General features: G+C 70.3%; 26 protein-coding genes. 14 read left to right on the forward strand and 12 right to left on the reverse strand.

Annotation, left to right across the window (positions count from 1 at the left end):
- Nucleotides 1-10: 10 nt before the first annotated feature.
- The 8 genes from OG202_RS30925 to OG202_RS30960 all read left to right on the forward strand — a co-directional run bounded on the left by OG202_RS30925 (nucleotide 11) and on the right by OG202_RS30960 (nucleotide 8,207).
- Nucleotides 11-1,063, forward strand: a complete 1,053-nt coding sequence (locus OG202_RS30925; protein ID WP_326578278.1) for a BMP family lipoprotein — start codon at nucleotides 11-13, stop codon at nucleotides 1,061-1,063.
- 272 nt (nucleotides 1,064-1,335) lie between these two features.
- A complete protein-coding gene (locus tag OG202_RS30930; RefSeq protein WP_326585649.1) occupies nucleotides 1,336-2,904 on the forward strand; it encodes an ABC transporter ATP-binding protein in 1,569 nt (522 codons plus the stop codon).
- Nucleotides 2,904-4,040 carry an ABC transporter permease gene (locus OG202_RS30935; RefSeq protein WP_326578276.1) on the forward strand — a complete coding sequence of 379 codons (1,137 nt, stop codon included), beginning with the start codon at nucleotides 2,904-2,906 and terminating at the stop codon, nucleotides 4,038-4,040. The genes OG202_RS30930 and OG202_RS30935 overlap by 1 nt, the downstream gene beginning before the upstream one ends.
- On the forward strand, nucleotides 4,037-5,311 hold the full coding sequence (locus OG202_RS30940) for an ABC transporter permease (protein ID WP_327728065.1): 1,275 nt from the start codon (nucleotides 4,037-4,039) through the stop codon (nucleotides 5,309-5,311). Before OG202_RS30935 ends, OG202_RS30940 begins: the two co-directional genes overlap by 4 nt.
- Nucleotides 5,308-5,700 carry a cytidine deaminase gene (locus tag OG202_RS30945; protein ID WP_326578272.1) on the forward strand — a complete coding sequence of 131 codons (393 nt, stop codon included), beginning with the start codon at nucleotides 5,308-5,310 and terminating at the stop codon, nucleotides 5,698-5,700. Before OG202_RS30940 ends, OG202_RS30945 begins: the two co-directional genes overlap by 4 nt.
- Before the next feature lie 111 nt (nucleotides 5,701-5,811).
- Nucleotides 5,812-7,095 carry a thymidine phosphorylase gene (locus tag OG202_RS30950; protein ID WP_326585648.1) on the forward strand — a complete coding sequence of 428 codons (1,284 nt, stop codon included), beginning with the start codon at nucleotides 5,812-5,814 and terminating at the stop codon, nucleotides 7,093-7,095.
- A 96-nt stretch (nucleotides 7,096-7,191) separates the two neighbouring features.
- Nucleotides 7,192-7,788 (forward strand): Uma2 family endonuclease, encoded by a 597-nt coding sequence (locus tag OG202_RS30955; RefSeq protein ID WP_326578270.1) that lies wholly within the window; start codon nucleotides 7,192-7,194, stop codon nucleotides 7,786-7,788.
- A gap of 32 nt (nucleotides 7,789-7,820) precedes the next feature.
- Nucleotides 7,821-8,207, forward strand: coding sequence for an STAS domain-containing protein (locus OG202_RS30960; protein ID WP_327728063.1), 387 nt, complete (start codon nucleotides 7,821-7,823; stop codon nucleotides 8,205-8,207).
- On the opposite strand, the gene OG202_RS30965 is transcribed toward OG202_RS30960, so the two are convergent.
- Nucleotides 8,100-9,110, reverse strand: a complete 1,011-nt coding sequence (locus tag OG202_RS30965; protein WP_327728062.1) for a sigma-70 family RNA polymerase sigma factor — start codon at nucleotides 9,108-9,110, stop codon at nucleotides 8,100-8,102. The two genes, OG202_RS30960 and OG202_RS30965, sit on opposite strands and share 108 nt — an antisense overlap.
- Nucleotides 9,111-9,301: 191 nt before the next feature.
- Entirely contained in the window at nucleotides 9,302-10,588 is a 1,287-nt protein-coding gene (locus OG202_RS30970) for an MFS transporter (protein WP_327728061.1), read from the reverse strand.
- Between the two features lie 63 nt (nucleotides 10,589-10,651).
- Between OG202_RS30970 and OG202_RS30975 the strand changes: the two genes are divergently transcribed.
- Nucleotides 10,652-11,665: a LysR family transcriptional regulator gene (locus OG202_RS30975; RefSeq protein ID WP_405895312.1), complete on the forward strand. Its 1,014-nt coding sequence runs from the start codon at nucleotides 10,652-10,654 to the stop codon at nucleotides 11,663-11,665.
- A gap of 77 nt (nucleotides 11,666-11,742) precedes the next feature.
- Here OG202_RS30975 and OG202_RS30980 read toward each other — a convergent pair whose 3' ends face one another.
- Nucleotides 11,743-12,513: an alpha/beta hydrolase gene (locus tag OG202_RS30980; RefSeq protein ID WP_327728059.1), complete on the reverse strand. Its 771-nt coding sequence runs from the start codon at nucleotides 12,511-12,513 to the stop codon at nucleotides 11,743-11,745.
- Nucleotides 12,514-12,626: 113 nt separating this feature from the next.
- On the opposite strand from OG202_RS30980, the gene OG202_RS30985 reads away from it, so the two are divergent.
- Nucleotides 12,627-13,790, forward strand: a complete 1,164-nt coding sequence (locus tag OG202_RS30985; RefSeq protein WP_327728058.1) for an adenosine deaminase — start codon at nucleotides 12,627-12,629, stop codon at nucleotides 13,788-13,790.
- Nucleotides 13,791-13,923: 133 nt separating this feature from the next.
- Entirely contained in the window at nucleotides 13,924-14,301 is a 378-nt protein-coding gene (locus OG202_RS30990) for an ATP-binding protein (RefSeq protein WP_327728057.1), read from the forward strand.
- 97 nt (nucleotides 14,302-14,398) lie between these two features.
- On the opposite strand, the gene OG202_RS30995 is transcribed toward OG202_RS30990, so the two are convergent.
- From OG202_RS30995 to afsQ1, 5 genes are all read right to left on the reverse strand, one after another.
- Complete coding sequence (locus OG202_RS30995) at nucleotides 14,399-14,599, reverse strand: PspC domain-containing protein (protein ID WP_326578254.1); 201 nt, start codon at nucleotides 14,597-14,599, stop codon at nucleotides 14,399-14,401.
- A 124-nt stretch (nucleotides 14,600-14,723) separates the two neighbouring features.
- Nucleotides 14,724-15,278, reverse strand: coding sequence for a VanZ family protein (locus OG202_RS31000; protein ID WP_327728056.1), 555 nt, complete (start codon nucleotides 15,276-15,278; stop codon nucleotides 14,724-14,726).
- Between the two features lie 273 nt (nucleotides 15,279-15,551).
- The gene (locus OG202_RS31005) at nucleotides 15,552-16,196 is read right to left on the reverse strand and encodes a hypothetical protein (protein ID WP_443052302.1); all 645 of its coding nucleotides are present in this window, start codon (nucleotides 16,194-16,196) and stop codon (nucleotides 15,552-15,554) included.
- Between the two features lie 44 nt (nucleotides 16,197-16,240).
- Nucleotides 16,241-17,842, reverse strand: coding sequence for a HAMP domain-containing sensor histidine kinase (locus tag OG202_RS31010; RefSeq protein ID WP_327728055.1), 1,602 nt, complete (start codon nucleotides 17,840-17,842; stop codon nucleotides 16,241-16,243).
- Nucleotides 17,839-18,516 carry a two-component system response regulator AfsQ1 gene (gene afsQ1 / locus OG202_RS31015; RefSeq protein WP_013001223.1) on the reverse strand — a complete coding sequence of 226 codons (678 nt, stop codon included), beginning with the start codon at nucleotides 18,514-18,516 and terminating at the stop codon, nucleotides 17,839-17,841. Before afsQ1 ends, OG202_RS31010 begins: the two co-directional genes overlap by 4 nt.
- 322 nt (nucleotides 18,517-18,838) lie before the next feature.
- Here afsQ1 and OG202_RS31020 point away from each other — a divergent pair, with 322 nt between their 5' ends.
- Nucleotides 18,839-19,606, forward strand: a complete 768-nt coding sequence (locus tag OG202_RS31020; protein ID WP_326578242.1) for a SigE family RNA polymerase sigma factor — start codon at nucleotides 18,839-18,841, stop codon at nucleotides 19,604-19,606.
- Between the two features lie 229 nt (nucleotides 19,607-19,835).
- Here the strand turns inward: OG202_RS31020 and OG202_RS31025 are convergent, their stop codons facing one another.
- Nucleotides 19,836-20,465, reverse strand: coding sequence for a uridine kinase family protein (locus tag OG202_RS31025; RefSeq protein WP_327728054.1), 630 nt, complete (start codon nucleotides 20,463-20,465; stop codon nucleotides 19,836-19,838).
- A gap of 140 nt (nucleotides 20,466-20,605) precedes the next feature.
- Here OG202_RS31025 and OG202_RS31030 point away from each other — a divergent pair, with 140 nt between their 5' ends.
- A complete protein-coding gene (locus OG202_RS31030) occupies nucleotides 20,606-21,013 on the forward strand; it encodes a hypothetical protein (RefSeq protein WP_326578238.1) in 408 nt (135 codons plus the stop codon).
- 135 nt (nucleotides 21,014-21,148) lie between these two features.
- Here OG202_RS31030 and OG202_RS31035 read toward each other — a convergent pair whose 3' ends face one another.
- From OG202_RS31035 to deoC, 3 genes are read right to left on the reverse strand one after another with little or no spacing between them, the layout of a single operon-like run.
- A complete protein-coding gene (locus OG202_RS31035; protein ID WP_327728053.1) occupies nucleotides 21,149-22,060 on the reverse strand; it encodes an aldehyde dehydrogenase family protein in 912 nt (303 codons plus the stop codon).
- Entirely contained in the window at nucleotides 22,053-23,489 is a 1,437-nt protein-coding gene (locus OG202_RS31040; protein ID WP_326578234.1) for an aldehyde dehydrogenase family protein, read from the reverse strand. The genes OG202_RS31035 and OG202_RS31040 overlap by 8 nt, the downstream gene beginning before the upstream one ends.
- A gap of 5 nt (nucleotides 23,490-23,494) precedes the next feature.
- On the reverse strand, nucleotides 23,495-24,448 hold the full coding sequence (gene deoC, locus OG202_RS31045; RefSeq protein ID WP_326585646.1) for a deoxyribose-phosphate aldolase: 954 nt from the start codon (nucleotides 24,446-24,448) through the stop codon (nucleotides 23,495-23,497).
- A 387-nt stretch (nucleotides 24,449-24,835) separates the two neighbouring features.
- Here deoC and OG202_RS31050 point away from each other — a divergent pair, with 387 nt between their 5' ends.
- The gene (locus OG202_RS31050) at nucleotides 24,836-25,438 is read left to right on the forward strand and encodes a PH domain-containing protein (RefSeq protein WP_327732131.1); all 603 of its coding nucleotides are present in this window, start codon (nucleotides 24,836-24,838) and stop codon (nucleotides 25,436-25,438) included.
- Nucleotides 25,439-25,472 lie beyond the last annotated feature (34 nt).

The raw sequence follows: 25,472 nt of genomic DNA on the forward strand, positions 1-25,472 counted from the left end.
AGCACCACACATGCGCCGGGTTTCCCGCACAGCGGTCGCAGGCGCAGCGACCGCCTCCCTCGCTCTCGTCCTCTCCGCCTGCGGCGGTACCTCGACGGAGGCCTCGTCCTCCGCCGACTCCAAGGGCGACATGGGCCTCGCGATCGCGTACGACGTCGGCGGCAAGGGCGACCAGTCCTTCAACGACGCGGCCTACGCGGGCCTGGAGAAGGCGGAGAAGGAGTTCGGGTACAAGACGCAGGACATCGAGCCCACCGAGGGTGAGACGGACGCCGACAAGGAGCAGCGTCTGGTCTCCCTGGCGAAGCAGGGCTACAACCCGGTCGTGGGTGTGGGCTACGCGTACGCGACGGCCGTGAAGGCCGCCGCCGAGCAGTACCCGGACACCACCTTCGGCATCGTGGACGACTCCACGGTCCAGCTGGACAACGTCGCGGACCTGGTCTTCTCCGAGGAGCAGGCCTCGTACCTCGCCGGTGTGGCCGCGGCCAGGTCCACCAGGACGAACACCGTCGGTTTCGTCGGCGGCGTCGACATCCCGCTGATCCACAAGTTCCAGGCGGGCTTCGAGCAGGGCGTCAAGGACACCAACCCGAAGGCCAAGGTCCTCACCCAGTACCTCACCCAGACCGCCGAGGAGGGTGGCTTCTCCAGCCCCGACAAGGGCAAGACGGCCGCCGAGGGCCAGATCGAGAAGAAGGCCGACGTCGTCTACGCGGCGGCCGGTCTGTCCGGCCAGGGCGTGATCGAGGCCGCCGCCGCGAACAAGATCTGGGCGATCGGCGTCGACTCCGACCAGTACCGCCAGGAAGCCCTCGCGACGTACAAGGACTCCATCCTGACCTCGGCGACGAAGGACGTCGCCAAGGCGGTGTACAACCTGGCGAAGTCGGTCGAGGAGGGCCGACCCGGGACCGGTATCGTCAGGGGCGATCTGAAGACCGGCGAGGTCGGCCTCGCGGACTCCAACCCGAAGTTCAAGAGCGACACCGAGCTCCAGCAGGCCATCACCACGGCCAAGGAGAAGATCATCAGCGGCGAGATCAAGGTCAAGACCAGCTGATCCAGGTCGAGACCTGCTGACCCAGCTACACCACGAGCAGCCGGGTGGCCCCGGGGGAGTTCAGACAAACCCGAGGCCGCCAGTAACCGCGGGGTTACGTCCGCTCAACGGGGTACGGGGAGTATCGCTCCCTGTACCCCGTTGTCACGGCACGTCGCCGCCCGCTTTCGATGCCGTAGGGGCGCTACGCGCGTAGACGACCCCCTTTCCCAGGAGAGTGCGCCATCAACGCGTCCAGCAGCCCTCCGGCCGACGTGGCGGTCAACGGTCAGGTGACCGCCGTCGAACTCGCCGGGATCACCAAGCGATTCCCCGGTGTGGTGGCCAACCACGACATCCACCTCACCGTCCGCAAGGGCACGGTCCACGCCCTCGTCGGGGAGAACGGCGCCGGCAAGTCGACCCTGATGAAGATCCTCTACGGCATGCAGAAGCCGGACGAGGGAACCATCGCGGTCGACGGCGAGCAGGTCTCGTTCTCGTCCCCGGCCGACGCCATCGTGCGCGGCATCGGCATGGTGCACCAGCACTTCATGCTCGCCGACAACCTCACGGTCCTGGAGAACGTGGTCCTCGGCAGCGAGAAGCTGTACGGCATCGGCGCCAAGGCCCGCCGCAAGATCAAGGAGATCTCCGACCGGTACGGCTTCGGGGTCCGCCCCGACGTCCTGGTCGAGGAGCTGGGCGTCGCCGAGCGCCAGCGCGTGGAGATCCTCAAGGTCCTCTTCCGCGGCGCCCGCACCCTGATCCTGGACGAGCCGACCGCCGTGCTCGTGCCGCAGGAGGTCGAGGCGCTCTTCGCCAACCTGCGCGAGCTCAAGACGCAGGGCCTGGCGGTCATCTTCATCTCGCACAAGCTGGGCGAGGTGCTGTCGGTCGCCGACGAGATCACCGTCATCCGGCGCGGCACGACCGTCGGTACGGCCGTCCCCGCCGAGACCACCCCGCGCCAGCTCGCCGAGCTGATGGTCGGCAGCGAGCTGCCCACCCCCGAGACGGCGGAGTCCACGGTCACCGACCGCCCCGTCCTCACCGTCAAGGACCTGCGCCTGGAGGCCGTCGGCGGCAAGGCGCTGCTCGACGACATCACCTTCACCATCCACGCGGGCGAGGTCCTGGGCCTGGCGGGCGTCGAGGGCAACGGCCAGACCGAGCTGGTCGACGCGCTGATCGGCCTGAAGTCCGCCGACTCCGGCACGATCTCGCTCGCCGAGGAGGAGATCACCACCTGGGCCACGCGCAAGCGCCGCGAGCAGGGCGTCGGCTACATCCCCGAGGACCGCCACCGGCACGGTCTGCTCCTGGAGGCCCCCCTCTGGGAGAACCGTATCCTCGGCCATGTGACCGAGCGGCCCAACGCCAAGGGCGTCTGGCTCGACCCGAAGGCCGCGCAGGAGGACACGCGCCGGATCGTCGCCGAGTACGACGTCCGCACCCCCGGCATCGACGTCACCGCCGCCTCCCTCTCCGGCGGCAACCAGCAGAAGCTGATCGTCGGCCGCGAGATGAGCCACAAGCCGCGCTTCCTGATCGCCGCCCACCCCACCCGCGGTGTGGACGTCGGCGCGCAGGCCCAGATCTGGGACCAGATCCGCGAGGCCCGCCGCGAGGGCTTGGCGGTGCTGCTGATCTCCGCCGACCTGGACGAGCTGATCGGCCTGTCCGACACCCTCCGGGTGATCTACAACGGCAAGCTGGTCGCCGACGCCGACCCGGCCACCATCACCCCCGAGGAGCTGGGCTCGGCCATGACCGGCGCCGCCACCGGCCACCTCGAACACGAAGAGACCCCCGAGACCCCGAGCAAGGCTCCCGAGTCTCCGGAAGACGAGGCCCGCTGATGAAGAAGTTCGACAAGGAGCGCGTGCTCCTCGCGGTGGCCGGTCCGGTCCTCGCGCTCGCCGTGGCCTTCGCGCTGACCGCGATCGTGCTGCTGGCCTCCGGCAAGAACCCGGTCGAGCCGTTCGCGATCATGTTCGAGCAGGCCTCGTTCTCCGACATCCAGGTCCGGATCATCAACCAGGCCTCGCTGTACTACGTCGCGGCCCTCGCGGTGGCCATCGGCTTCCGGATGAACCTGTTCAACATCGGTGTCGACGGCCAGTACCTGCTCGGCGCCATGGCGGCGGCGATCGTCGGCGCCCACGTCGACCTGCCGGCGTTCCTCCAGATCCCGCTGCTGATGCTCACCGCGATCCTCACCGGTGCCTTCTGGGCCGGCATCGCCGGTGTCCTCAAGGTCACCCGGGGCGTCAGCGAGGTCGTCGCGACGATCATGCTGAACGCGATCGCCACCTCCGTCATCGGCTACCTCTGGCTGCCGAACGTCTTCGGCGTCAAGGTCGGCAACAACAACACCACCGGCGAGATGGCCGAGTCCGGCTGGGTGCCCGGCATCGACATCGGCGCGGCCGGCGAGATCTACGGCATGGTCGTCCTCGCCGTACTGCTCGGCATCGGCTACTGGATCGTCCTCAGCCGCACCCGCTTCGGCTTCGACCTGCGCGCCTCCGGTGCCTCGGAGACGGCCGCCGCGGCCAGCGGCGTCGACCCGGGGCGCATGGTGCTCACCGCCATGCTGATCTCCGGCGGCATCGCCGGCCTCGCGGGTCTGCCCATCCTGCTCGGCGACACCCACACCTACAGCCTCAACTTCCCCACCGGCATCGGCTTCCTCGGCATCGGCATCGCCCTGCTCGGCCGCAACAGCCCGGTCGGCATCGCCTTCGCGGCCCTGCTGTGGGCCTGGCTCGACAAGGCCTCGCCCGAGCTGGACTTCCACGACTACGACAAGGAGATCGCGGTCATCATGCAGGGCCTGATCGTGCTCTCGGTCGTCGTCAGTTACGAGACCGTGCGCGAGTGGGGCCTGCGCCGCCAGCAGCGCCGGGTCGGCGCCGAGCTCGCCGCGGGCAACGTCCTGGGCGCGGACGCCTCCGACAACAACAACGTCAAGAAGGAGGTGTCGGGCCGATGACCACGAGCACCACCGCGACCGACGTCAACCAGCCCTCGCTGCAGCCGGCCGCCCCGACCGGCCGCAAGCTGTCGCTGCCCGTGCTGCTGCTGGTCGTCGCCGGCGTCCTGGCACTCACCTCGATCGTCCGCATCATCACCGGTGCCGACGGCATCACCAACGTCAGCCAGATGTCCACCGCGCTGGAGCTGGCCGTCCCGATCGGCCTCGCCGGTCTCGGCGGTCTGTGGGCCGAGCGCGCGGGCGTGGTCAACATCGGCCTCGAAGGCATGATGATCCTCGGCACCTGGTTCGGTGCCTGGGCCGGCTTCCAGTACGGCCCGTGGACCGGTGTCCTGGTCGGCATCGCCGGCGGTGCGCTCGGCGGTCTGCTGCACGCCTTCGTCACCGTCACCTTCAACGTCAACCACATCGTCTCCGGTGTGGCCATCAACATCCTCGCCCTCGGCGCCACCCGCTACCTCGCGCCCCTCGCCTTCGAGGGCCACCAGGGCGGCTCGGCCAAGCAGTCCCCGCCGGTCGACTCCCTCGGCGACTTCACGGTGCCCGGACTGTCGGACGCGCTCCAGACCCTCAACGAGAAGGGCTGGTTCTTCGTCTCCGACCTCGCCGGCCTGCTCGGCGGTCTGGTCACCAACGTCTCCTGGCTGACCCTCGTCGCCGTCGCGCTGATCCCCGCCACCTGGTGGATCCTGTGGCGCACCGCCTTCGGTCTGCGCCTGCGCTCCTGCGGCGAGAACCCGATCGCCGCCGAGTCCCTCGGCGTCAACGTCTACAAGTACAAGTACCTCGCCGTGATCATCTCCGGCGGTCTGGCCGGCCTCGGCGGCGCCTTCCTCTCCATCGTCGCCAACCCCTTCTACCTGGAGGGCCAGACCAGCGGACGCGGTTACATCGGTCTCGCCGCGATGATCTTCGGCAACTGGATGCCGGGCGGCCTCGCCCTCGGCGCCGGCCTCTTCGGCTACACCGACAGCCTCAACCTGCGCGGCGGCTCCGAGAACGTCCACGCCCTGCTGCTCCTCGGCGCCCTGCTGCTGATCATCGGCGCCATCTGGCAGGCGGTCCGCAAGAAGTACGTCCCGGCCGCGATCACCTTCGTGATCGGCGCCCTGGTCTACACCTGGTACGCGACCACCAACGAGGTACCCAACCAGGTCGTCGCCGCCACGCCGTACGTCATCACCCTGATCGTCCTCGCGCTCTCCGCCCAGCGGCTGCGGATGCCGAAGGCGGACGGCATGCCGTACCGGAAGGGACAGGGCAAGTGACCGCCGTCGACTGGGCCGGGCTCCGTACGGTGGCCCGGGACGCCATGTCCCGGGCGTACGCCCCGTACTCCGGTTACCCGGTCGGCGTGGCCGCCCTCGTCGACGACGGGCGGATCGTCTCCGGCTGCAACGTGGAGAACGCCTCGTACGGCCTCGGCCTGTGCGCGGAGTGCGGCCTGGTCTCGGAGCTGCAGAACAGCGGCGGCGGCCGTCTCACCCACTTCACCTGCGTGGACGGCAAGGGCGAGATCCTCGTCCCGTGCGGCCGCTGCCGGCAACTGCTGTACGAGTTCGGCGGCCCGGATCTGCTGCTGGAGACCCCGGCGGGAATCCTGCCCCTCTCGGAGATGCTGCCCCAGGCCTTCGGCCCGGACCATCTCACCAAGTGACTCCCGTGCGGCCCCTCCTGACGAACGGTCGGAGGGGCCGCGCACTTTCCCGATCCGCAGCTCATCACCGGATCGCTTTCGAAAACCCTCGAAGGGAACGCCATGACGTCTCTGTCCATGGATGCCATCTCCGTCATCCGCACCAAGCGGGACCGCGGCGAACTCAGCGACGAACAGATCGACTGGGTCATCGACGCGTACACCCGCGGCGAGGTCGCCGACTACCAGATGGCCGCCCTCAACATGGCGATCCTCCTCAACGGCATGGACCGCCGCGAGATCGCCCGCTGGACGGCCGCGATGATCGCCTCCGGCGAGCGCATGGACTTCTCGTCCCTGTCCCGCCCCACCGCCGACAAGCACTCCACGGGCGGTGTCGGCGACAAGATCACCCTGCCCCTCGCCCCCCTGGTGGCGGCCTGCGGCGCCGCCGTCCCCCAGCTCTCGGGCCGCGGCCTCGGCCACACCGGCGGCACCCTCGACAAGCTGGAGTCCATCCCGGGCTGGCGCGCCCTGCTCTCCAACGAGGAGATGCTGAGCGTCCTGGACGAGGTCGGCGCGGTCATCTGCGCGGCCGGCGACGGCCTGGCCCCGGCGGACAAGAAGCTCTACGCGCTGCGGGACGTGACGGGAACGGTGGAGGCGATACCCCTGATCGCCTCCTCCATCATGTCGAAGAAGATCGCGGAGGGCACGGGCTCCCTGGTGCTGGACGTGAAGGTGGGCACCGGAGCCTTCATGAAGACCATCGAGGACGCCCGCGAACTGGCCTCCACGATGGTCGGCCTGGGCACGGACCACGGTGTGAAGACGGTCGCCCTCCTGACGGACATGTCCACCCCCCTCGGCCTGACGGCGGGCAACGCGCTGGAGGTGCGTGAGTCGGTCGAGGTCCTGGCGGGCGGCGGCCCGGCGGACGTCGTGGAACTCACCATCGCCCTGGCCCGCGAGATGCTGGACGCCGCCGGAGTGACGGACGCCGACCCGGCGAAGGCGCTGGCCGACGGCTCGGCGATGGACGCCTGGCGCCACATGATCGCGGCTCAGGGCGGTGACCCGAATGCTCCGCTCCCGACGTCTCGCGAACAGCACGTGGTGAAGGCGCCCGCCTCCGGCGTCCTGACCCGTCTCGACGCCTACGACATCGGCATAGCGGCCTGGCGTCTCGGTGCCGGACGCGCCCGCAAGGAGGACCCGGTCCAGGCCGGCGCCGGCGTCGAGATGCACGCCAAGCCCGGGGACACGGTGACCGAGGGACAGCCCCTCCTCACCCTCCACACGGACACCCCGGAGCGCTTCGAGTACGCCCTGCGGGCCGTGGAGGGCTCGTACGACATCGGGGCCCCGGGCACGCCGTTCACGGCGTCGCCGGTGGTGCTGGAACGTATCGCCTGACCTGGTCATTTCCCATTCGGGTGAACGGGATCGGTGGACCGCCACCGGTCCCGTTGGGCATGCTGTAGTCGGTGACGCACCGATTGGAGAACCGCCATGAGCGCACTCACTGTCGACCACACGACGGCCAGTGGCCACGAGTGGGACGACCTCGTCCGGATCTGGCAGGAGACGGACGCCCCCGAGGGCTGCAAGGTGGAGATCATCGAGGGGATCGTCACCGTGGCACCACCGCCTTCCAACGCCCACAACGACATTGCCGACCGCGTGCAGCGTCGCCTCTATCGGGAGATCCCTGAAGACTGGGGGATCTATCAGACGCTGGGCGCGGCCGTACCGTCTCGTGCCGGGCTCTACATTCCTGACCTCGCTGTGGCGCCCAGGGATGCCCTGTACGCCGAAGGAGACGGCAACTACATCCCCGCAGCCGCCGCCGAACTGGTCGTCGAGATCACCTCGAAGTCCAACGCGAGCAACGACCGGATCAAGAAGGCGGCGGGCTACGCACAGGCGGGAGTCCCCCTGTACCTGCTCATCGACAGCTGGGCGCCGGGCGGTCCGACGGTGACGCTCTACGGCGAGCCGAAGGGCGATGTCCACCGCGTGCTGCGCGCGGGCAAATTCGGCGACCCGATCGAACTCCCCGAGCCCTTCGCGTTCACGCTGGACACGAGCGTGTTCCCCACCAAGTAGGTCCGCCGGGACGAGGGTGTCCTCACGCACCGATGAATTGTGCGACCTGGCCTGGTCTACAGATCGTGGACGCGACGACACCCGCCGTACTCGTACTGCCAGGCCCCGTCACCCGGGACGAGGTGCCTCGGCTCTGTGCCGACGTACGCGCGCGACTGAAGGGGACCGGAAGCGGGGTGCTGGTGTGCGACGTCGCAGGCATCGGGCCGCCGGGTCTGGGCGCCGTCGACGTACTGGCCCGGCTGCAGCTCGCGGCGCGGCGGGCCGGGGGCCGGATACGCCTGCGGGACCCCGACCCGGCGCTGTGCGCGCTACTGCGCCTGGTCGGGCTTGCCTTCGAGGTGGAGGGGCAGGTCGAAGAGGGGGAACCAGCGGGCGGTGTCGAGGAAGCAGTGGAATCCGGCGATCCGGCCCTCTGAGATCTCCAGCACCTGCACGGCCCAGGCGCTGAAGCCGCCCTTCTCCGGGTCCGGCTTGTACTGCGCGAAGCCCGGCAGGCCGTTCACCGCGACCGGCACGAGGTGTGATCCGGCGCAGGGCGCGCCGAGCGTGGTCATGAACCCGGTGATGTCGCTCGTGCCGGTCAGCCACAGGTCGAACGGCGGCATCGTCATGACCGCGTCCTCGTGCAGCAGGGCCGTCAGCGCCGCCATGTCGTACCCCTCGAAGGCGGCCACATAGCGCTCCAGCAGCTTCTGCTGCTCCTCGTCGAGCGGGTCGGAGACATCGGCCGCCGCGACCTGCCCGTCGCCCTCGGCGAGGGTCGCGCGGGCCCGCTGCAGGGCGCTGTTCACCGAGGCGACGGAGGTGTCGAGCAGCTCGGCGACCTCACTCGCCCGCCACGCCAGCACCTCACGCAGAATCAGCACCGCACGCTGCTTCGACGGCAGCTTCTGCAACGCCGCCACGAACGCCAGCCGCACGGACTCCTTCGCCACGGCGGCCTCCGCCGGATCACCGGTCGTCGGCAGCACCCGCGCATCCGGCACCGGCTCCAGCCAGGTGTTGTCGGGGCGGGGGGCGAGGGCGGCCTGGGCCAGAGGTGTGGACTCGGTGAGGTCCATGGGCCGGGCCCGCTTGTTCCCGGCGGTCAGCATGTCCAGACAGACATTCGTGGCGATCCGATAGAGCCACGACCGCAGCGAGGACCGCCCCTCGAACTTCTCGTAGCTCCGCCAGGCGCGGATCATCGTGTCCTGCACGGCGTCCTCCGCCTCGAAGGACGAGCCGAGCATCCGATAGCAGTACCCGGTCAGCTCGACCCGGTGCTTCTCCAACCGGACGTCGAGCTCCGCCGTCGCTGTCGCCGTACCGTCACTCATGGCCAACCCACCCCTGTGGCGTACCTGTGCGTACCAACACCTCGGAAGCTACCGCAGCCCACTGACAACGGCCTGCCGAGGGAAGGAAAGGGCAGGTCAGGTGGGTTGTGTGCGGTCTGAGGCCGGATGGGGGCGGGCCGCGCAGCCCCCTGGGGACGGGACGGGTAGGGGCGGCGGGGTGCGCAAGGAACTCAGTGCACCGGCACCGGCCCACGCCGAGCCGCATGCGACCCGACCACGGTGATCCCCACGACCCCGAGCACAGCCAACAGCCCCATCGAAACGGTCCCGCCCCAACCCCCCGCATGGAAGGCCACCGCCCCGAGCGTGCTCCCCGCACTGGACCCCACGTAATACGCCGACTGATACAGCGCGGAAGCCTGTGCCCGCCCCTCCTTCGCCGTATGACTCACCGACGACGAAGCGACCGCGTGCCCCGCGAAGAACCCGGCCGTGATGAGCACCAGCCCCACCAGCACCAGCCCCAGCGAGTCGGACAACGACACCACCAGCCCGGCGGTCGTCGTACCACCCGCGAGATAGAGCGCGCCCCGCCGCCCGAGCCGCCCCGCCAGCCTCCCGGCGGTGGACGCCGACACCGTACCCACCAGGTACACGAGGAAGATCGAGCCGATGACCCCCTGCGGAAGGGAGAAGGGGGCGTCGGCCAGCCGGTAACCGATGACCGTGTAGATGCCACCGAAGACCGCCATGAACAGCGCGCCGATCGCGTACAACCGGCACAGCAGCGGATTCCCGAGATGCGCCCGGACCGTACGGCCCAGCACCCGAGGCCGCAGCGACCCCGCCACGAAGTGCTTCGGCGCCGGCAGCAGCAGCCGGAAGGCCACCGCGCACCCCACGGCGATCACCCCGAGTACCCCCAGCGCGACCCGCCAGCCCCACTCCTGGGCGACCCACCCGGTGACGACCCGCCCGCTCATGCCCCCGACGCTGTTGCCGGCGACGAAGAGACCGATCGCGGTGATGAGCGCCTTGGGGCGGACCTCCTCGGCGAGGTAGGCGGTCGCCGAAGCCGGCACACCGGCCAGCGCCGCGCCCTGCACGGCCCGCAGCACCACCAGCGCCCCCAGCGAGGGCGCGAAGGGGATCAGCAGCCCGACCGTCACCGCGACCACCAGCGACGCCGTCATCACCGCACGCCGCCCGAACCGCTCCGACAGCGCGCTCATCGGCAGCACGAACAGCGCCAGCGCACCGGTCGCCGCCGACACCGTCCAGCTCGCCGCACTCGCCGTCGTCCCGAAGCCGTCAGAGATCAGCGGCAGCAGAGCCTGCGTGGAGTAGAGGAGGGCGAAGGTCGCGACACCCGCGAGGAACAGCGCCAGACTCATGCGGCGGTAGCCGGGCCCACCGGGGGCCACCCGGGAGTCGGCGGCGGGCGAACGGTCGGACGTGTCGGACGTGGCTGATACGGCGCCCACGGTGGTGGACGCCTCGGTACTGGCGGAAGGCATGCCTCGAAACTACGGACGGCACCACTCATCCGTCCAATGCATGGAACCCCCATAATCGTTCCCGTGACGCATCAACAGAGGTCAGGACGGCAGCTGTCACAGTCCAGTGACACAAAACAATTCGATGCCCATACCATCGATCGCGCCGGCGCCACCGAAGGCGCCGTCGACCTCGAGGACATGGTCCTGCGCCTGGCCCCCCGCCTCGCCTACTTCGCCGGAGTCGCCCGCACCGAGCACGTCACCCGGGCCGCACAGGAGATGCGGGTTCCGCAGTCGACGCTGTCACGGGCGATGGTCCGGCTGGAACAGGACCTGGGTGTCGACCTGTTCGCACGCCGGGGGCGCACGGTCTCCCTCACCCACGCCGGACGCACCTTCCACGCCTCCGTGGAACGCGCCCTCGCCGAGATCGAGCGAGCCGCCGACGAGGTCCGCGCCGACGCCGACCCCGCCACCGGCAAGGTCGCCTTCGGATTCCTGCACACCCTGGGCGCCGAGACCGTCCCCGGCCTCCTCCAGGCCTTCCGCGCCGAACACCCCCGCGTCCGCTTCAGCCTCGTCCAGAACTACGGCGAGGCCATGCTCGAACGCCTGCGCGCCGGCGAACTCGACCTCTGCCTCACGTCCCCCGTCCCGGACGCGCCCGACCTGGTGGCCCGCCGCCTCGACGAACAGAAGCTCCGCCTCGTCGTCCCCGCCGACCACCGCCTCGCCGCCCGCAAGCGCGTCCGCCTCGCCGAGGCCGCCGACGAAACCTTCGTCACCCTCGAACCCGGCTACGGCATGCGCCGCATCACCGACGACCTCTGCAAGGAGGCCGGCTTCAAGCCCCGCATCGCCTTCGAGGGCGAGGAGGCGGAAACGCTGAGGGGCCTGGTGGCGGCGGGCCTGGGCGTGGCCCTCCTTCCCCCACCGGCCGTCCCGAGACCAGGGGTGGTGGAGCTGACGGTCACGGCCCCCCGCGCGGCCCGGGAAATCGGCGTCGCATGGCTGGACGGCCACCCGGACACACCCCCGGTGGCGGCTTTCAAGAAGTTCCTCCTGTCAAGAAGAGGCCGCCTGCTCCACGACTGAGGCCACCGACCGTGCCCCGCGAGGGGGGCGGGGAACCGCGCGATCAGCCGACAACGGCCCGCAGCCGCGAGACGACCTCAGCCCCCCTGACGTGAGCGCTGTCGGCCGAAGCCGGAGGCGAGCGGCATACGCAGCCCCAACGGCGGCGGCGCGGCCAACGCATCCTCCACCGGCCGGGAGAAAGCCCTCCCGAACAGCACCCCCATCACGAAATCCGCAGCCAACGCATGCACCTCGTCCCGGTACTGCGTCAACGCGTGCCGGTCCGCGTGCACCTCGAAGCGGCAGATGTCGGGGTTCGTCTTCTTCGCCCGCGCCGCGTAGCGGAACGACAGCTCAGGATCCACCCGCTCGTCATTCGTCCCGTGCACGATCAGCACCCGCCGCCCCGCCAGCTGCTTCACCGGTTCGGGCGGCGCGGCCACATCCTCCTCGGGCAACCAAGGAGCGATGGCCAGCACGGAGTTGACGGCCTCGTGCCCACCCGCGCGCAGCGCCGCCCGCGCCCCCATGTGGAGCCCGGCGAGACACACCGGCACGTCTCCATAACGCCGGACCACCTCGTCGGCGGCCCACTCGGCGTCCCGCGCGAGCCGCGCCTCCGTACCGTTCCAGCCCCGGTAGCGGTAGTGGACGACATGGACCGCCAGCCCCTCCGTACGTCCCGCGCGGGCGAGCCGGCGGCCCAGTGCGCGCACGGAGGCCGTGGCCATCATGGGGGAGGGTCTGCGGGGGGATGCCTCGTCACCGGCCGGGAGCAGCAGGACGACTCCGCTGACCGTGCTCGGCTCGGGGCCGATCGTCCGCCCAAGTCGGGGCGTACGGACCGGCATTGCTTGCTGCGCCATGACAGAACAGTCTCAGAAGAGAGGGTGTACGCCACCCGTCCTGTGGGTCACCGTTGGGTATCGACAGGACCGCCCGACAGGCGCTCTACGCGCGTAGGCGTTATCGTGCGAAAATGACGAACCAGAACGACCCGACCGGTAACACCCCGGATCCGGACCAGATCCGCCGGGCGCCCAAGGTTCTGCTGCACGACCACCTCGACGGCGGGCTGCGCCCCGGAACCATCGTCGAACTCGCCCGCGACAGCGGGTACTCCCAGCTCCCGGAGACCGACCCCGACCGGCTCGGCGTCTGGTTCCGCGAGGCCGCCGACTCCGGCTCGCTGGAGCGGTACCTGGAGACCTTCTCCCACACCGTCGGCGTCATGCAGACCCGCGACGCGCTGTTCCGCGTCGCCGCCGAGTGCGCCGAGGACCTCGCCGTGGACGGCGTCGTCTACGCCGAGGTCCGCTACGCCCCCGAACAGCACCTCGAAGGCGGACTGAGCCTCGAAGAGGTCGTCGAGGCCGTCAACGAGGGGTTCCGGGAGGGCGAGCGCCGGGCCAGGGCCGACGGCCGGCGCATCCGCGTCGGCGCCCTGCTCACCGCCATGCGGCACGCGGCCCGCGCCCTGGAGATCGCCGAACTCGCCAACCGCTACCGCGACCTGGGTGTCGTCGGTTTCGACATCGCGGGCGCCGAGGCCGGCTACCCGCCCACCCGTCACCTCGACGCCTTCGAGTACCTCAAGCGCGAGAACAACCACTTCACCATCCACGCCGGTGAAGCCTTCGGACTCCCCTCCATCTGGCAGGCGTTGCAGTGGTGCGGCGCCGACCGGCTCGGCCACGGCGTCCGCATCATCGACGACATCCAGGTCCACGAGGACGGCTCCGTGAAGCTCGGCCGCCTCGCCTCCTACGTCCGTGACAAGCGCATCCCGTTGGAGCTGTGCCCCAGCTCCAACCTCCAGACCGGCGCCGCCCGTTCGTACGCCGAGCACCCCATCGGGCTGCTGCGGCGACTGCACTTCCGGGCCACCGTGAACACCGACAACCGGCTGATGTCCCACACCAGTATGAGCCGGGAATTCGAGCACCTTGTCGAAGCCTTCGGCTGCACGCTCGACGACATCCAGTGGTTCTCGGTCAATGCTATGAAGTCAGCATTCATTCCTTTCGATGAACGACTGGCCATGATCAATGACGTGATCAAGCCCGGATATGCCGAGTTGAAATCCGAATGGCTGTTCCGCCAAACGTTCTCCACCAGTGGTTCTGTCGACGAAAAGAGCTGAACGGCGATTTCGGGAAGCGGTCACGCGGGCGGTGACGCGGCCGCTTTTCGATGGTTGCCACCGGCGGGACTTTGGTGTTTACGTTTCGGCACCGCTCCCCACCCGTCACACGCATTCCAAGGACGCATTCAACATGAAGCAGTCTGCTGCCAAGACCCTCGGTGTCGCCGTTGTCGGTGCCGCCATCGCCGCTGCGGGCGCGGGCGCCGCGAACGCCGCCCCGAGCGCACCGGCCGCCCCCGACGCCTCCCAGGCTCTGGGTACCGTCACCCAGGCGCTGCCCGCGGAGAACGTCACGAAGGCGCTGCCGACCGCCACCGGCGCCCTCGCCCAGGGGCAGAGCGCGCTCGGCACCGGTCTCCAGGCCGCACAGCCCGCCGTCGCGGGCGTCCTCGCCGAGGGCCCCACCGCTCCCGTCGCCGGACTGCTCGGCGGCCTCCCCGTCGGCAAGACCCTCCCCGCCAAGGGCGTCGGCCTCAACGGCCTGCCCCTCGGTGGCCCCGCCGCCTGAGGCGCACCGTGACATCCGTACGGGGCGCACCCTCGAAGGGTGCGCCCCGTCGGTGTGCGCGCCGGTCGGTCGACAGGTGGCCGTTCCGCCGTGCGCGTCACCAAGCCGTGCGGGCCTTGCCTTCCGAGGGGAGGAGGATCCAGAGGGCTATGTAGAGCAGGAACTGCGGGCCCGGAAGCAGACACGACGCCAGGAAGATCACGCGCATCGTGGTCGCGGAGGTGCCGAAGCGCCGTGCCAGCGCGGCGCACACTCCGCCGATCATCCGGCCTTCGGTGGGGCGGGCGAGGCGGCTCATGAGGACTCCTTCGTCAGCGTAGGACGTCGACCGCGGGCCGACGGTGGGGCGGGGCCTCCCTACGGCCACCGCTCTCTTTTCCACGCTTTCGACGTTACGGCGACGAAGCGGACGAAGCGTCCCTCTACGGAGCCATCCCGACCCTGGGAATCGTCGGGGTCCGCCCCTGAGACAGCTCTTCCCGGCGCAGACGCGCCGCCCGCACCCGGGTCTCGGCCCGCCGCCGCAGCGCCGACCTGACCGTCGGCACGACCACGAGATGGGCGAGGCCCACACCGACCGCGTTCAGCAGGATCGAGTCGATGTCGACGACCTGCCCGGGCACCCCCGTCTGCAACAGCTCGATCGCCAGCGACAGCAGCGCCCCGGCCGCGACCGACCGGGCCAGCGACGCGAGCGGCGACACGGCCAGTCTTCCGTGGCTCATCGGCAGCAGTACGCCCAGTGGAGCCAGCAGCGCCAGCCCCTCACCGATCCGGTGGGCCGCCTCCGGCCACCCCAGGGCCAGATCCGCTCTGATCCCCGCGAACGGCCGCAGATTCGCGGGACTCATCCAGGTGACGTCCAGCGGACGCAGCGTGATCCAGGCAACGACCGCGAGATGTGCGGCGAGGAGGACACCCCCCGCCGCACGGACACGGATCCCGGCGCTACCGCCGTTCGTACCTTGAGGCTGCACGCCCCCCAAGACGCCGCCCCCGGCACGATCGGTTCCCCTTTGTTTTGTGGCTCGGTTCGCCGCCGGGGCGCAGAAGCCTGTGTCGAGAGCGCGACCGTGCTCGACCCCTCCTTCGTCGGGGCCTCCGCGCGCTCGCGCTCTCGACACAGGCGCGCCCCTTTGGCTCACTCGCCGACTCTTCTGCAGTGATCCGGGCAGTGGGCGTCAGTAGTGATCCGGGCAGTGGCGTCGCACGGGCAGATCATGGGGCTGGAGAACCCTCGATGCTCCCGCTCAGGAGCCGTTGACCTCCGTCGAGGGCGGGTTGCCCGCGCCCGGGGACGTCTGGGTCTCCGGCGCGCACTCGTAACGGCGTAGTGACTCGGCGCTCGTGCTGCCCAGGACCACCGAGCCGTTGTCGCCGGCGGCCGCGGAGTCGGAGAAGGTGCAGACGATCTGGGCCAGGGCGTACCGGGGGAGGGCGTCGGGAGCGGTGGACAGGCGCAGGGCGTCCTCGGGGTCGCCGGGGGCGGGGCCGGTCACCGTGAGGCCGACGGGGACGGCGGTGCTGTAGCCGGCCTCGTCCTCGATGTCGCTGGGGTCGCCGGCCAGGGCGTCCAGCAGACCCTGTGCGACGACGACGCGCCGCTGGGCCTCCTCCGTGCCCTCGGCGACCTGCACGGAGCGGTTGACCCGGACGAGCGCCCCGGAGCAGAGCAGGAACACCTCGACCGGCACACCGGAGGGGGTCGCCTGTGTCGCGATGTCCGTCACGGACAGCTCGCACGGCACCATCGACGGCGCCGGCCCGAAGTCCGTCGGCACCTGCGTGGCCCGGATCCCGCAGCCGGTGAGCAGCCCGGCCAGCGCGCCGGTCGCGGCCAGGACCCGTATGCCTCGCGCGCGTGAGCCCCGCACGCGTACGTCCGGCACTCGCACGCCCTGGGTTCCCCCGTCTTCCCGTTCTCGTGCGCCTCGTATCGTCACTGACCGGTCCCCTCGGTGCCCTGCGGGCCGTCGTCGCCCTGGTCGGCGTCCCGTTCCTCCGCGATGAGCGAGGCCGCGTCGCGGGGCAGGCGGAGGGTGAAGACCGCGCCGCCCTCGGGGGAGTTGGCGGCGGTGATCCCGCCGCCGTGGATGTGGGCGTTCTCCAGGGCGATGGACAGGCCGAGACCGCTGCCCTCGGAGCGGGGGCGGGAGGCGCTCGCCTTGTAGAAGCGGTCGAAGACGTGCGGGAGGACGTCCTCGGGGATGCCGGGGCCGTGGTCCCGCACCTCGATCAGCAGGTCCGCGTCGTTCTTGTCGCCTTCGCGCACCGAGACGCGCACCGGGGAGCCGCCGTGCTTGAGCGCGTTGCCGATCAGGTTCGCCAGGATCACGTCGAGGCGGCGCGGGTCGAGGTTGATGATGATGCCGCGCTCGGCGTTGAGGTCCACCGCGTCCAGCCAGGCGCGGGCGTCGATGCAGGCGGTGATCTGGTCGGCGATGTCCACGTCGTCGAGGACGAGACGGGCCGTGCCCGCGTCGAAGCGGGTGACCTCCATCAGGTTCTCGACCAGGGTGTTGAGACGCTGGGTCTCACTGACGACGAGCCGTACGGCCGGTTCGATCATGGGGTCGAGGCTGCCCGTGTCGGCGTCCAGTTCCTCCTCCAGCACCTCCGTGACGGCGGTGATCGCCGTCAGCGGTGTACGGAGTTCGTGGGACATGTCGGCGACGAAGCGTCTGGACGCCTCCTCGCGGGCGCTCATGTCGTCGACCTTCTTCTCCAGCGACTCCGCCGCGAGATTGAACGTCCGGGAGAGGTCGGCCAGTTCGTCCGTGCCGGAGACGCGCAGCCGGGTGTCGAGCTTGCCCTCGCCGAGGCGCCGGGCGGCGACACCGAGGCGCTGCACCGGCTTCAGTACGGTCGTCGCGGCGGCCTGCGCGAGCAGCGCCGAGCCGATCAGCGACAGACCCGTGGCGATCCCGAGCGACCAGGCCAGCGAGTTGAGGTCCTTCGCCTCCTCCGCGAGGGACTTGCGCATGTAGCCGGTCGGCCCGCCGCCGATCATCTTCGCGCCGCCCACCAGATACGGGGTGTCGCCGTCGATGACCCGCTGCCAGTACACGTGGTACGCGTGCCGGTTGCCGGACGTGAGCTTCTGCCGCTTGTTGACGGCTTTCTGGAGGGACGCCGGCACGTCCTCCAGCGAGAAACCGTCCAGCGCGTTGTCGGTCGAGGACCCGGAGACCGTCTGCCCGCCGGCGCCCCCGGCGACGAGCAGCACGCTGGAACGCTCGCCGCCGTCCGCCATCTTCCGTGCCGCGATGCGCAGTTGGTCCTGCGTCGGGTTCGGGCGCAGCGTGCTCACATGGCTCTGCATCTCCCGCTCGAAGTCGTTGAGCGCCGCGTCCTGCGCGCGCGTCTGCACGGCCTCGCGGTTGAGCCAGTACGCGATACCGGACGCCGACACGGCGGCCGTGAGCGCCACCAGACCGAAGACGACCACCAACCGCAGCCGCAGACTGGTGAAACGGATCCGGGACTGCACTTTCCTGCGAGCCGCGGCCCAGCCGCGGATCCCCCCTCGAGCCTTCGTCACTGAGGCGTGTCCAACCGGTAGCCCACGCCGCGCACGGTACGGATCAGGGTCGGCGACGACGGTACGTCCTCGACCTTGGCGCGCAGCCGCTGCACACACGCGTCCACCAGGCGGGAGTCGCCCAGGTAGTCGTGCTCCCACACCAGACGCAGCAACTGCTGCCGGGACAGGGCCTGTCCCGGGCGGCGGCTCAGCTCCAGGAGCAGCCGCAGCTCGGTGGGTGTCAGCTGGAGGTCCTCGCCGTTCTTCGTCACGGTCATCGCCGCTCGGTCGATCACGAGGGAGCCGAAGGTCGCCGCGTCGTTGGCCTCGCGCTCACCGCGCCGCAGCACCGCGCGGATCCGGGCGTCCAGCACCCGCCCCTGCACGGGCTTGACCACGTAGTCGTCCGCGCCGGACTCCAGGCCCACCACGACGTCGATGTCGTCGCTGCGTGCCGTCAGCAGGATGATCGGCAGCTGGTCGGTGCGCCGGATCCGTCGGCACACCTCGAAGCCGTCGATTCCTGGCAGCATCACGTCCAAAACGATCAGATCCGGCCGCTGTTCGCGCAGCAGCTTGAGACCATCCTCGCCGGTGGCGGCGGTGGCGACACGGTGCCCCTGGCGCGTCAGTGAGAGCTCCAGGGCCGTGCGGATGGCGTCGTCGTCCTCGATCAGCAACAGGGAAGGCACGGGCTCATTCTGGCCCATGGCATGGCGCCGAATCGACCGTTGGAGCGCTCCCACTCCACACCCGCACACGATCGTGCCGATCGCGTAGCCGTACGACTCTTCTCTGTGATCGGCCTGTGCTCCGACTGGGCCCCGCCCATGGGCCGACCCCTGTGACAGCTCTGTGACAGTCGGCGGACACGGCCATGAAGGTGAACGGGCAATCTTTTCGGCACAGGCAAGGAAACGCCGCCCGACAGCACCAAGGGGCGGAGCCGGGGGAAGCACCAATCAGCACCACAGCACAGCACCACAACCGGAACTCCACGACGGGGGGCGCGAGATGAACACGCTGCACAGCACCAGCACTAGCGCAGTTGTCACGCGGCTCCACGACGTCGTCCGGAACACGGAGAAGTCCGGTGCCGTGAGCGGGCGGGGGTGCGCTCGCGGCACCGGGCGTCAGCACACCACATTCATGTCGGTGGTTGACGCGCATGTGGGGGGAAGCACCACGGGGGTAACGGGGGTCACCCACGGGGGAACGGGGACCGCGTACGGGGAGGGCACGGGGGAACGCCGGTCTGTGTCGGAGGCGGAGTTCACCGCCTACGTCCAGGAGCGTCGTGCCTCCCTGTACGCAACCGCCTACCACCTGACCGGAGACCGCTTCGAGGCCGAGGACCTGCTGCAGAGCGCGCTGTTCTCGACCTACCGGGCGTGGGACCGGATCAGTGACAAGGCCGCGGTCGGGGGCTACCTCCGCCGCACCATGACCAATCTGCACATCAGCGCGTGGCGCCGCCGCAAGCTGAACGAGTACCCGACCGAGGAACTGCCGGAGACCGCCGGTGACACGGACGCGATGCGCGGCACCGAACTGCGCGCCGTCCTGTGGCAGGCGCTCGCCCGGCTCCCCGAACTCCAGCGGACGATGCTGGTCCTGCGTTACTACGAGGGCCGAACCGACCCGGAGATCGCGGAGATCCTCGACATCAGTGTCGGCACGGTGAAGTCCAGCATCTGGCGGTCGCTCCGTCGGCTGCGCGAGGACGAGGTCCTCAGCTTCGGCCGTGACGAGGAGGAGTCCTTCGGGGAGCTTGTCGCCTGAAGGTCTGTGGGTGGGGGAGCAGGTAACGGGGGAAAAGCGGGGGGAGCACGGGGGAACGAGGGTCGTCACGGTGGCGCGGGGGAGCGCCGGCGCGACGGCCGGGGGGCAAACCGACGGGGGTCCGGGGGGACCACGACGGTGAGCACCGGGGATCACGGGGGAAGCGGGACTGGAGGGCCGGGGGGTCCGTCCAGTCCCGCTTTCATGTGTGCCGTCGTCCGTGCCCTCGTCAGGCCGTGGCCTTCGCGCAGTGGCCCGCGGCGGCCGCCGCCAGCCGGTCCAGTGCCTCGTCCCTGTCGCAGGGGTGGGCGCCCAGCTCCGTCTGGCGCGCCACGATCGTGCGCTCCAGGCGCATCAGCCGCCAGCCGCGCCGCAACAGGAACGGCACCGACTTGCGGCCCTCCTTCAGATCGCGCAGGAAGCGGCGGCGGAAGGTCTTCACCGGACCACGGGTCAGACACAGCGCGTCCGCCAGCAGGCCGAGTTCACGGCAGCGCCCGACGATCTCGGCCGCGAAGATGCCCTCGGCGATGAACACCGGGGTCCGCTCGATGCGCAGGGCCTCCGCGCCGGTGCGCGCGCTGAGGGAGATGTCGTACGTCGGGACGGTCGTGGCGCCCGTGCGGCACAGCTCCTCGATCGCCGCGACGGCGACGTCCGCGTCCCACGACAGCGGGTGGTCCCAGTCGATGTCCGCACTGCCCTCCACCTGCGGCAGCGTCGGGTCGTCGCCCTCCTTGTAGAAGTCGTCGAGCCGCAGCACGGGCAGGCCGGAGCGGGCGGCGAGGAGGGATTTGCCTGAGCCGGACGGACCGGACAGCAGGACGACCCGGGTCGGTATCGGGGGATGCGAACTCACGAGAGTCCAGTGTGAGGCATCGGGCGGCTCTCGCCGAGACGGCGGGTCGCTCTTGGAGCGCACATCACACCTCAACTACCGTACGCATCTCCATGATTACTTTCCGAAGTGGAAACGCACAGGAGAAGGTGGCACCGCTGATGGCTCGACTCTCGGCTCCCCAGAACCCCATCGCACGGCGCGCGTTGCTGGCCGTCACGACCGCGGGGGTCGCGCTCGGCGCGGGCGCCGGTACGGCCGCGGCCGCGGACGGCGCCGCACCGGTCGTCGACGCGATGCGCACCCGGCCCACCTCGCTCGGCACGGTCGACCCGCAGGCGGCTCTGCAGGCCCTCACCGGCACCATCGGCCATGTCACGGGCCCGGTCGCCGGCCTCAAGCCCAACCCGCTGGCCGGAACCGGGGTCGACCCCCTCGCCAACGGGGTGGGGACGCAGCTGGCCGACTTCAAGCCGCTGACGTCGACGGCCCTGACCGGACCGGTGGCGCAGGCGCCGTCGATCGGGAGCATCCCGGTGCTGGGTCAGGTGGTGGGCAGCCTGCGCTGAGCTTCTTGTGAGAGGCGCGGGGAACCGCGCGACCGGTCACGGACGGCCTGCACCGTCCCGACGGCCCGCGGTTCCCCGACGCTTCCTCTCAGTACGCCGATCGGTATGCGATCAGTACGCCGGTCGGTACGCCGGTCAGTACGCCGAGCCGGACGCGCCCAGCGACCCCGTCGGGTGCCACACCGTCTTCGTCTCCAGGAACGCGGTCATGCGGTCGATCCCGGGCATGGCCGACCAGTCGTCCACAGGCTGTGGACGCAGGACGCGCTTGAGGTTGTCCGCCGCGGCGATCTCCAGTTCCTTCGCCAGGACGTCGTCCGCGCCGGCCAGGTCGATCGCGTTGACGTCCTGGTGGGCGGCGAGGGGGGCCGCGATCTCCGCCGTACGGCCGGAGAGGATGTTGACGACGCCGCCGGGGACGTCGGAGGTGGCGAGGACCTCGCCGAGGGAGAGAGCCGGGAGAGGGTCCTTCTCGCTCGTGATCACGACCGCCGTGTTGCCCGTGGCGATCACCGGGGCGAGGACCGAGACCAGGCCCAGGAAGGACGACTCCTGGGGGGCCAGGACCGCCACCACGCCCGTCGGTTCGGGGCTGGAGAGGTTGAAGTACGGGCCCGCGACCGGGTTTCCGCCGCCGACCAACTGGGCGATCTTGTCGGTCCAGCCCGCGTACCAGACCCAGCGGTCGATCGTCGCGTCCACCTGGGCGGCGGCCTTCGACTTCGACAGGCCCTCGGCGTCGGCCACCTCGTGGACGAACTGGCTCCTGCGGCCCTCCAACATCTCGGCGACGCGGTAGAGGACCTGGCCGCGGTTGTACGCCGTCGCGCCGGACCATGCGCCGAACGCCTTGCGGGCGGCGACGACCGCGTCACGGGCGTCCTTGCGGGAGGAGAGCGGGGCGTTGGCCAGCCACTTCTCCTTGGAGTCGGTCACCTCGTACACCCGGCCGCTCTCGGAACGCGGGAACTTCCCGCCGACGTACAGCTTGTAGGTCTTGAAGACGCTGAGACGGTTCTGCTCGGTCTTGTCGGTCTTGTCAGACATCGAGGTACGCCTCCAGGCCGTGACGGCCGCCCTCGCGGCCGAAGCCCGACTCCTTGTAGCCGCCGAACGGCGACGTCGGGTCGAACTTGTTGAACGTGTTGGACCAGACGACGCCCGCGCGGAGCTTGTTCGCGACGGCCAGGATCCGGGAGCCCTTCTCGGTCCAGATGCCCGCCGAGAGGCCGTACTGGGTGTTGTTGGCCTTGGCGACGGCCTCGTCCGGGGTGCGGAAGGTGAGGACGGAGAGAACCGGGCCGAAGATCTCGTCCCGCGCGATCGTGTGTGCCTGGGTGACGTTCGTGAACAGCGTCGGGGCGAACCAGTAGCCCGCGGAGGGCAGTTCGCAGGCCGGGGACCAGCGCTCGGCACCCTCCGACTCGCCGCGCTCGACGAGCGAGGTGATGCGGGTGAGCTGCTCCTCGGAGTTGATCGCTCCGATGTCCGTGTTCTTGTCCAGGGGGTCGCCGAGGCGGAGCGTCGACAGGCGGCGCTTGAGGGAGTCGAGGAGCTCGTCCTGGATCGACTCCTGGACCAGGAGGCGGGAGCCCGCGCAGCAGACCTGGCCCTGGTTGAAGAAGATGCCGTTCACGATGCCCTCGACGGCCTGGTCGATGGGCGCGTCGTCGAAGACGATGTTCGCGCCCTTGCCGCCCAGTTCGAGGGTCAGCTTCTTGCGGGTGCCCGCGACGGTCTTCGCGATCTGCTTGCCGACCGCCGTGGAGCCCGTGAAGGCGACCTTGTTGACGTCCGGGTGCGCGACCAGGGCCGCGCCCGTGTCGCCGTATCCGGGGAGGATGTTGACGACGCCCTTCGGCAGGCCCGCCTGGCGGCAGATGTCCGCGAAGAACAACGCCGACAGGGGAGTGGTCTCCGCCGGCTTCAGGACGACCGTGTTGCCGGTCGCCAGCGCCGGGGCGATCTTCCACGCCAGCATCAGCAGGGGGAAGTTCCAGGGGATGACCTGGCCCGCCACGCCGAGGGGGCGGGGGTTCGTGCCGAAGCCGGCGTGGCCGAGCTTGTCGGCCCAGCCCGCGTAGTAGAAGAAGTGCGCGGCGACCAAGGGGAGGTCGGCGTCCCTCGTCTCCTTGATGGGCTTGCCGTTGTCCAGGGTTTCCAGGACGGCCAGTTCGCGGCTGCGCTCCTGGATGATGCGGGCGATACGGAAGAGGTACTTCGCGCGCTCCGTGCCGGGGAGCGCGGACCACTTCTCGAAGGCCTTGCGCGCCGCCTTCACCGCGCGGTCCACGTCCGCCTCGCCCGCCTGGGCGATCTCGGAGAGGACCTCCTCGGAGGCGGGGCTGACCGTCTTGAAGACCTTGCCGTCGGCGGCCTCGGTGAACTCGCCGTCGATGAACAGGCCGTAGGAGGGGGCGATGTCGACGATCGCCCGGGACTCGGGGGCCGGTGCGTAGTCGAATGCGGAAGCCATGGGGATCAGTCCACCGTCACGTAGTCGGGGCCGGAGTAGCGGCCGGTGGCCAGCTTCTGGCGCTGCATCAGCAGGTCGTTGAGGAGCGAGGACGCGCCGAAGCGGAACCAGTGGTTGTCCAGCCAGTCCTCGCCCACGGTCTCGTTGACCAGAACGAGGAACTTGATCGCGTCCTTGGTGGTGCGGATGCCGCCGGCGGGCTTCACGCCGACCTGGACGCCGGTCTGGGCGCGGAAATCGCGGACGGCTTCCAGCATGAGGAGGGTGTTGGCGGGGGTGGCGTTCACCGCGACCTTGCCGGTCGAGGTCTTGATGAAGTCCGCGCCCGCGAGCATGCCGAGCCAGCTGGCGCGGCGGATGTTGTCGTACGTCGAGAGTTCACCGGTCTCGAAGATGACCTTCAGCCGGGCCGTGGAGCCGCAGGCTTCCTTCACGGCGGTGATCTCTTCGTGGACCTTGAGGTAGTGCCCCGAGAGGAACGCGCCGCGGTCGATGACCATGTCGATCTCGTCGGCGCCGGCGGAGACGGCCTCGTGGACGTCGGCCAGCTTCACCGAGAGAGCGGCGCGGCCGGCCGGGAAGGCGGTGGCGACGGAGGCGACCTTGACGGTGGAACCGGCGACGGCGGCCTTGGCGGTGGGCACCATGTCGGGGTAGACGCAGACCGCGGCCGTGGCGGGGGTCGTGCGGTCCGTGGGGTCGGGGAGGACCGCCTTGGCACCGAGGGACCGGACCTTGCCCGGGGTGTCCGCGCCTTCCAGGGTCGTCAGGTCGACCATGGAGATGGCCAGGTCGATGGCGTACGCCTTGGCGGTCGTCTTGATGGAACGGGTGCCGAGCGAGGCGGCACGCGCCTCCAGGCCGACCGGGTCGACGCCGGGCAGCCCGTGGAGGAAGCGGCGCAGCGTGCTGTCGGACGCGGTGACGTCGGCGAGAGCGTGGGGTGCAGCTGTGGACATGGTCACCAGACGAGCATATCTACGCGCGTAGCAGGTGTACAGCCCCCGGTTTGTTTGCGGGCGCCCGACAGCTCGGGGGTGCGTGCCGTGCGGCGGGTGCGGGTGGGTGTGGTGGCTCGCGCGGGTCCCCGCGCCCCTCGCGGGGCCGCGACCTCGGCGGCGAACAGGGTCGGGGCGTCGGGCAGAATCGGACGTATGAGCACCTCGGATCAATCGTCGCCCGAGCCGGAGCACGCCCCGGCGGGACGCAAGCATGCGGAGGCTGCGGCGGCTTCGGAGAACCCGAAGGCCGGGCAGGCTCCGAAGGCCGGGCAGGCTCCGGGGGCCTCGACGGCCTCGACGGCCTCGACGGCCTCGACGGCCACCGCGTCGAAGCCCGGCAAGCCCGTGTACAAGGACCGGGTGTACCGGTCCCCCGCCGGGCTGGTGGGTGGCGTGTTGCTGCTCGGGTTGTTCGCGTGGCTCGGTGGGGACGCGGTGGTGACGGGAGAGGGGCGTACGCCTTGGCTGGCGCTGGCGTCGATGCTGACGGCCGTGCCGCTGGTGGTTGCCTTCTCGGTGCGGCCGGCTGTCTTCGCCAACGACGACCGGCTGCGGGTGCGCAATCCGTTCCGGATGATCGAACTGCCTTGGGCGAGCGTCGTGTCGCTGCGGTCCGGTTACACCAACGAGGTGATCGACGACAGCGGTGCCAAGTACCAGATGTGGGCGATTCCCGTTTCACTGCGAGGCCGTAAGAAGGCGGCTCGGCATCAGGCCCGGGAGGCCCATCGGGCGGCCAAGGGGGACGGCGGCGGTCGTGCCGCCGCGGCCGCGCGGCCCGTGCGGGCGGAGACCGATCAGGTCATGGCCGATCTGCGGGAGCTGTGCGAGGCGCGGGCGAAGGCGGTCGGGTCGCAGGGGCGGCCGAGTGTGCGGTGGGCCTGGGAGATCATGGGGCCCGCGGCGGCGGGGGCCGTGTTGTTGCTGGTGCTGATCGCGCTGGGCTGATCGCGCTGGGCCTGACCCTGGGGGCCTGACCCTG

Source organism: Streptomyces sp. NBC_00310 (assembly GCF_036208085.1).
Taxonomy (GTDB): domain Bacteria; phylum Actinomycetota; class Actinomycetes; order Streptomycetales; family Streptomycetaceae; genus Streptomyces.

Excerpts from the sequence above, each read along its gene's own strand:
- OG202_RS31035 (WP_327728053.1), bottom strand. The coding sequence starts at position 22,060 with ATGTCTGACAAGACCGACAAGACCGAGCAGAACCGTCTCAGCGTCTTC.
- OG202_RS30940 (WP_327728065.1), top strand. The coding sequence starts at position 4,037 with ATGACCACGAGCACCACCGCGACCGACGTCAACCAGCCCTCGCTGCAG.
- OG202_RS30925 (WP_326578278.1), top strand. The coding sequence starts at position 11 with ATGCGCCGGGTTTCCCGCACAGCGGTCGCAGGCGCAGCGACCGCCTCC.
- OG202_RS30990 (WP_327728057.1), top strand. The coding sequence starts at position 13,924 with ATGAAGCAGTCTGCTGCCAAGACCCTCGGTGTCGCCGTTGTCGGTGCC.
- OG202_RS30960 (WP_327728063.1), top strand. The coding sequence starts at position 7,821 with ATGAATTGTGCGACCTGGCCTGGTCTACAGATCGTGGACGCGACGACA.
- OG202_RS30995 (WP_326578254.1), bottom strand. The coding sequence starts at position 14,599 with ATGAGCCGCCTCGCCCGCCCCACCGAAGGCCGGATGATCGGCGGAGTG.
- OG202_RS30980 (WP_327728059.1), bottom strand. The coding sequence starts at position 12,513 with ATGGCGCAGCAAGCAATGCCGGTCCGTACGCCCCGACTTGGGCGGACG.
- OG202_RS30970 (WP_327728061.1), bottom strand. The coding sequence starts at position 10,588 with ATGCCTTCCGCCAGTACCGAGGCGTCCACCACCGTGGGCGCCGTATCA.
- deoC (WP_326585646.1), bottom strand. The coding sequence starts at position 24,448 with ATGTCCACAGCTGCACCCCACGCTCTCGCCGACGTCACCGCGTCCGAC.
- OG202_RS30965 (WP_327728062.1), bottom strand. The coding sequence starts at position 9,110 with ATGAGTGACGGTACGGCGACAGCGACGGCGGAGCTCGACGTCCGGTTG.
- OG202_RS31020 (WP_326578242.1), top strand. The coding sequence starts at position 18,839 with ATGAACACGCTGCACAGCACCAGCACTAGCGCAGTTGTCACGCGGCTC.
- OG202_RS30985 (WP_327728058.1), top strand. The coding sequence starts at position 12,627 with ATGACGAACCAGAACGACCCGACCGGTAACACCCCGGATCCGGACCAG.
- OG202_RS31030 (WP_326578238.1), top strand. The coding sequence starts at position 20,606 with ATGGCTCGACTCTCGGCTCCCCAGAACCCCATCGCACGGCGCGCGTTG.
- OG202_RS31040 (WP_326578234.1), bottom strand. The coding sequence starts at position 23,489 with ATGGCTTCCGCATTCGACTACGCACCGGCCCCCGAGTCCCGGGCGATC.
- OG202_RS30935 (WP_326578276.1), top strand. The coding sequence starts at position 2,904 with ATGAAGAAGTTCGACAAGGAGCGCGTGCTCCTCGCGGTGGCCGGTCCG.
- OG202_RS30955 (WP_326578270.1), top strand. The coding sequence starts at position 7,192 with ATGAGCGCACTCACTGTCGACCACACGACGGCCAGTGGCCACGAGTGG.